Genomic DNA, 2,158 nt, shown 5'->3' with positions numbered 1-2,158 from the left:
CGACCCCCTCGGACCCGTCATGCCCGACGAGCACCGGACAGGCCCCCTCCTGAGCGGCGATGACGGCGGCGACATAAGCCACGACACCGCCGCCGCCGAAGATCGCGATGCGTTGGTCGGCGAGTTTCGTGCCGTAGTGCCTGGCCAGCGCGAGCCTCACTTCAGCGATCATGGCGGCACCGGTCGTGAACGCACCGGCGGGATCGGCAAAGACATGGTTCTCGAAGGGCGGGACTAAGGCGCCTTTGGCGGCATCCATCATGTCGAAGGCCAGTTCGGCGTTCTTGCCTGCGATGAAGATGGCGGTACGTACCCCGTCCTGGGGAGCACGGGAGAAGATGGAGTCCTGAACGAGAGCGGTTGTCTCATCCGGTGCAACATCGGTGTAGGTGCTAACCACATCGAAGCCGGCATCGACGGCCATGTTCACGTCGAAGGGGCTCAGGTGCTTGAGCGGGGTCAGCATGTGCAGGATCGAGCGGGTCATCGTAACTTTCCAGCGGGCGAACGTGGGAATGCCTTCAGGCGTGAGAGCGACGCGCCAAAAGATCTATCCCTATCCCAGCTTGAAGAGATTATCCAACCGTTGCTAACTACAGCACGACAGGCGTTGTTGAGCCCGAAATCTCCTCAATCATAGACGAGATAGAAATAAGGTAAGGATTTTATTTAGTTCTCAATGCCGCCTCTCGTCGTTAGACCGAGACCGCAATTTTGAACCACGGTTATCAGCTTAATTATAGTAATTATACGGTTTCCGGGTGATTAGCTCGGAGCATGATTTTTAGGCCACCAAGCGAAGGTCGTTCTGGTTTTGATGGCGTCGCGTTGGTCGATGAGCCAGCGGCATCGTGCGTCCACGATGTCGTGGAGATGGTCGAGGCTCGGGATGAGCCTGTTGACGATGGGCTCGTCGACCAGGGTCCAGAGTGTCTCGGCAGGCTGGAGTGCTGGGCTGTAGGGCGGCAGATACACGAGCCTGAGGCCGTCGGGGACGGTCAGGTTCGGGCGGGTGTGGAATCCTGCATTGTCGAGGAGCAGCACGATGCGTTTGGCGGGTCCGGCGCCGACCTCGTGGGCGAAGGCGTGGAGGAGCTTTTCAAAGAAGGGTTTAGAGACGCCGTTGGACAGGTACCAGACGGTCTCGCCCGTCGCCGGTCCCACGAAGGCGGTGACGTAGAGCCACTTGAAGCGATGGTGGCCCAGGGCGATCGGGCGCTCTCCTACCGGGGCCCAGACGGACCGGACGATGGGCTTCAGCCCGAGCCGGTGCTCGTCGGTGGCGAAGACCTCGACCGGGACGCCAGGATGCTCGGCCGCTTCCTCGGCGACCGCAGCGGCGAGTTTTTTTTGAAGGCGTCAGCCTCTTCGTCAGAGGCCGATCTCGGGTTCCTGGGCCGCGGCTTCTGCAGCGACCAGCCGATCGCCCGCAACGCTTCCCAGCCGCGCTGGGGCGCCACCGCGTCCAGGCCGAGCTGTTCGGCCAGGAAGGCCGACACCTTGCGGCTCGACCACAGCCCGCCATCGGGCGGCGGCTCGGCCAGACGCGCGCGCAGCTTCTCCAGCACGGTGGGAACGAGAATGCGCGGCTTCGAACCGTTCCGACGCCGCCCGTTGCCCAGCGCGTCGGGGCCATCGGCGTTGTAGCGCTCCAGCAATTGCTGGATCCAGCGCTCGCCGAAGGCGGTGAGCTTCGACACCTCGCTCACCGTACGCCCCTGCGCCAGGAGCCAGATCGCCTGCGTGTGGCGGGACTCGACGGGCTCCGCGCAGTTCACGAAACGCTGTTCAAGCTCGACGACGCTTAGATGATCCCAAACGTAACCGGGGCAGATCACCGGGCGATGGCGTTTTGCGGTTTGGCTCGGGCGTGATTCAACACGCAGCATGGCGCTGCCGGATCCCGATAGCCTGGATGCCCTTTCGCTGAGCGAGCTTCGTGGGCTTGTCGTCGGCCTGATCGGTCAGGTCCGGTCTTTGACGGATGAGAACCGGGCGTTGCGCGACGAGGTCGCGCGCCTGAAGGGCCTGCCACCGCGGCCGCCGACGCGTCCGACCCCGTCCGGGATGGAGGCGGCGAGCGAGCGGTTGCAGACCGATCCGGGCAAACGGCGGCGGCGCGGACCGGTGCGGGATCGATGCGTGGTGACGCGCGAGG

Annotated in this window: 2 protein-coding genes and 2 pseudogenes; 1 reads left to right on the top strand and 3 read right to left on the bottom strand. The window is 63.9% G+C overall.

Annotation, left to right across the window (positions count from 1 at the left end; translation table 11 throughout):
• The 3 genes and pseudogenes from G3T14_RS23855 to G3T14_RS23845 all read right to left on the bottom strand — a co-directional run.
• The coding region (locus G3T14_RS23855; protein WP_281409850.1) for a methylene-tetrahydromethanopterin dehydrogenase N-terminal domain-containing protein at nt 1-487 on the bottom strand (487 nt) is incomplete at its 3' end.
• Between the two features lie 278 nt (nt 488-765).
• Nucleotides 766-1,290, bottom strand: a pseudogene (locus G3T14_RS23850) (IS630 family transposase); the annotation flags it as partial.
• Complete coding sequence (locus G3T14_RS23845; protein WP_246733532.1) at nt 1,257-1,889, bottom strand: helix-turn-helix domain-containing protein; 633 nt, start codon at nt 1,887-1,889, stop codon at nt 1,257-1,259. The gene G3T14_RS23845 and the pseudogene G3T14_RS23850, both read right to left, overlap by 34 nt.
• On the opposite strand from G3T14_RS23845, the pseudogene G3T14_RS23840 reads away from it, so the two are divergent.
• Nucleotides 1,888-2,158, top strand: a pseudogene (locus G3T14_RS23840) (transposase); the annotation flags it as partial. The gene G3T14_RS23845 and the pseudogene G3T14_RS23840 sit on opposite strands and share 2 nt — an antisense overlap.

The organism is Methylobacterium sp. BTF04, assembly GCF_010692745.1.
In the GTDB taxonomy this organism is placed as follows: Bacteria; Pseudomonadota; Alphaproteobacteria; order Rhizobiales; family Beijerinckiaceae; genus Methylobacterium.
This window is presented reverse-complemented; position numbering and strand designations above follow the sequence as displayed.